Consider the following 3,236-nt stretch of genomic DNA (forward strand, 5'->3'; position numbering starts at 1 on the left):
GTTTCCAGCATTTCAATTATTCCAAGAAGTTCATCCGCTTCACGATCTTTCAGAAGGGCGCTTGCGCTTGCCCCTCCTGAGATGCCTCTTCGAATGGCGGCCGCCGCTGTCCGCAGCAGAATGTACTGCTGCTTCAATTCAGCAAGACTCTGAATGTAGGCTTCCATTTCCTGATCCAGTGAGATTATGCCGTACTCCTCTTCGAATTCACGGAGCAAACCACCGGTGCTTCCGAGAATACTGTCCGCCATCGAAGATCTGATCTCCATAAAGATTCTTGTCTGCTCAGCTCTGCTCCTGAAGATATCCGAGTTGATGCTGTCCAGAGCAGCTACAACTGCTTCCGACACCTCAACTGAATACCACGGATCATTGGTTGTAACTTCGAATTGAAGAAATCCTGATGGGGTCACTCCTGCGGAGTAATCCTTCCTGAAAGCTTTCCTTGCCCAGTACAGCGCCAGCTGCTCGTCCTGTTCATACCGATCTCTCTCTTCAGCGTAATCTATATAATCGGTAGACATAATCACATTTTCAATAAGAGTTCTGCTGTTCAGAATCTCATCATAAACATCTGACATCGTTGTCATGAGGGGTAATGAAAAGCCCATTCCACCACTGAAAAACCCCGCAAAATCGGAGGCTCCGAGTCCGGCAATTGTAAGGCCGGGATTTGACTGGGTTTCGGGAGGCATGATAACCGTTGTAACCGTGTATTTCTTCTCGAGAAGAAAAGTCACGATAACCGTTGGTATCATAACTACAAGAAGAGCTTTAATAAGGAACCAGCGATTCTTCAGAAGAAGATAAAGATACCACGACGGGCGCCTTGCCTGCTTCATATCAGAAAACACTCTTCCATGCAATGATCACGGACGCGATGCTGGTTGCTATCAAAAGCGGATCCTGCCACCAGATAATTGCCTTTCTTGGAATGATAATTATTGCTCCGGCCGGGATTGCTGCAATTTCACTCAGCCGTTTTTCCTCTCCTCCCGAAAGCACTATCCGTGTCCCGGATTCTGAACCCTCCCGCAGAAACCCGCCCGCCTGGGAAATGTAATAGAGAGCATCCATTCCTGCTGTATACGGGTATACACCGGGGGAAAAAACATATCCTGAAACAGCGACTATGGGAGGGATCCCAGGACAGACCACTATGTCATCGGGCATCAGGAAAGGGTCAAGTTCCGAGTTATTAAGTGGCGCAGGAAGCCTGATTTCTACTTCGTAATCGGGATTGCTTCTAATCACATGGCAGCTGTCTCTGATAGCCCAGGGTTCTGTTCCACCCGCCCGAGTGACAAGATCACTTACTGTTTCTCCGGGAATGAATTCAAGTATGCCGCTTGCACTGCCGGTCCAGGATACCACTTCCGCATGTCCGAATTCAGCTGAAAGAAAACCGGAAAGCCTTACGGCTCCTTCTATCCGGACAAATTTCTCAGCTTCAGGAACATGAACATGGTCACCCAGTGACAGAACAGGATTTGAGGTAAGATATCCATCCAGAATGAACTTCGTTATATCAACTGCTGCTGTATCACCATCTGAATGAATTATCAGAATGTTAGTCCAGGCACCGGCAGGAGTTACTCCGCCTGCCTTTGCAAGCAGATCGGTCAATCTGTCCGCTCCGGTTATCTGGACTATTCCAGCAGAACCGATCTGGCCTGTCACAGGCACTCTGAATGTTCTGAGAACAGCGAGCCCCGTCATTGCTCTCAAGCCTGGATACCTTGCCGAGAAACCAGCCTCAATTAGAGCAACAGCTTCATGCAGAGTATGATTTGCTACATACCAGGATCCCGCAGACGGTATTACCGCGCATCCATCAGGAGTTACTGTGATATACAGCAATCCACCTTCACTCAGCGCAGTTAATTCCGAAGGGATTCCTCCAAGAACGCCAAACCAGAACACATCACCGGGGCCGATGATATACTCCGCCGGATCGATGTCTTCTATCATGGGGTGGGCAGGAAGAATTTCGATTCCTTCACCGACCAGAACCAGGAGAAACAGAAGCAGATTCATCCAACCTCCGCAGTAATATCTAAATCCTCACAAAAATATCTCATGCGATAGGACATTATTCAGAAACTTCCATGCTGTCAATCAGTAACCATACGCTTACAGCAGACTGGCTACCATGAGAGCTTTGATGGTGTGTTTTCTGTTTTCGGCTTCATCCCATACAACTGAAGCTGAACTTTCTATAACATCCATTGTAACTTCATTACCCTTAACCGCTGGAAGACAGTGCATGAAGATGGTATCCGGATTATCAGTCATCTCCATCATCTCCTTGTTCACCTGGAACGGTTTAAGCAGGCTGATTCTTTCGGAAGCCTCATCTTCTTCACCCATGGAGACCCATACATCCGTATAGATAACATCAGCTCCTTTTACCGCCTTCTGAATGTCAGACGTTATTTCCAGTTCAGAGCAGGAATCGGAAGCGATCTGCATTACTGTATCAACAAGCTCCGTATCCGGATAAAGGCTTTCGGGAGCAAGTATCGTGCAGTTCACTCCCATCATCGCGCAGCCGATCATCAGGCTGTTCGCCATATTGTTGCGGCCATCTCCGGCAAATACGAAATTAAGGCCGGAAAGTTCTCCGAAATTCTCCTGCATTGTCATCAGGTCTGCAAGAACCTGCGTAGGATGAAACATATCTGTAAGCCCGTTGTACACAGGCACTCCTGAGTACTCCTCTAAAGTGTTCACTGTGTCCTGACTGAAACCCCTGAACATTATCGCGTCAAACATTCTTCCCAGAACCCGCGCCGTGTCTTCGATACTCTCCTTTGCGCCGAGCTGTATGTCAGAGCTTGACAGGAAAACCGGATGCCCTCCCTCTTCACCGAAAGCTGTCTCAAAAGCGCATCTTGTTCTGGTGGATCGTTTCTCGAACAGCATGGCAAGGGTCTTGCCCCGAAAGCGCTGATTAACCTGAAAACCGGTTCTTTCAGCCTTGAGCAGATGAGAAACATCAAGAAGATACCGCAAATCGTCACTGGTCAGGTCGAGAAGCGTAAGCAGACTTTTGCCCTTGAAATTCACTGCCATGAAGTACCTCTTTCAGTAATTGTCATTTGATACTATTTGAAATCAGATTGTACTTCAGGAAATATACATTGAAAGGGTCTTCAGAAACAAAAGGGGCACGCGGATGGCGTGCCCCTGACATAATCACTTACGTTCTAGAAACTGTAGTAGGCTCCTCCGAG

Annotated in this window: 3 protein-coding genes; all 3 read right to left on the reverse strand. The window is 47.9% G+C overall.

The annotated features are described in order from the left end of the window. On the reverse strand, nucleotides 1–842 hold an 842-nt coding region (locus tag K8R76_02520; protein ID MCD4847047.1), incomplete at its 3' end, for a hypothetical protein. Nucleotide 843: 1 nt separating this feature from the next. Next, nucleotides 844–2,037 (reverse strand): SLBB domain-containing protein, encoded by a 1,194-nt coding sequence (locus K8R76_02525; GenBank protein MCD4847048.1) that lies wholly within the window; start codon nucleotides 2,035–2,037, stop codon nucleotides 844–846. Between the two features lie 96 nt (nucleotides 2,038–2,133). Beyond that, nucleotides 2,134–3,075 carry an ornithine carbamoyltransferase gene (argF, locus tag K8R76_02530; protein MCD4847049.1) on the reverse strand — a complete coding sequence of 314 codons (942 nt, stop codon included), beginning with the start codon at nucleotides 3,073–3,075 and terminating at the stop codon, nucleotides 2,134–2,136. Nucleotides 3,076–3,236 lie beyond the last annotated feature (161 nt).

Source organism: Candidatus Aegiribacteria sp. (assembly GCA_021108435.1).
Lineage (GTDB): Bacteria > Fermentibacterota > Fermentibacteria > Fermentibacterales > JCC-6 > Aegiribacteria.

Coding starts and splice junctions, on each gene's coding strand:
- argF (MCD4847049.1), bottom strand. CDS start 3,075: ATGGCAGTGAATTTCAAGGGCAAAAGTCTGCTTACGCTTCTCGACCTG.
- K8R76_02525 (MCD4847048.1), bottom strand. CDS start 2,037: ATGAATCTGCTTCTGTTTCTCCTGGTTCTGGTCGGTGAAGGAATCGAA.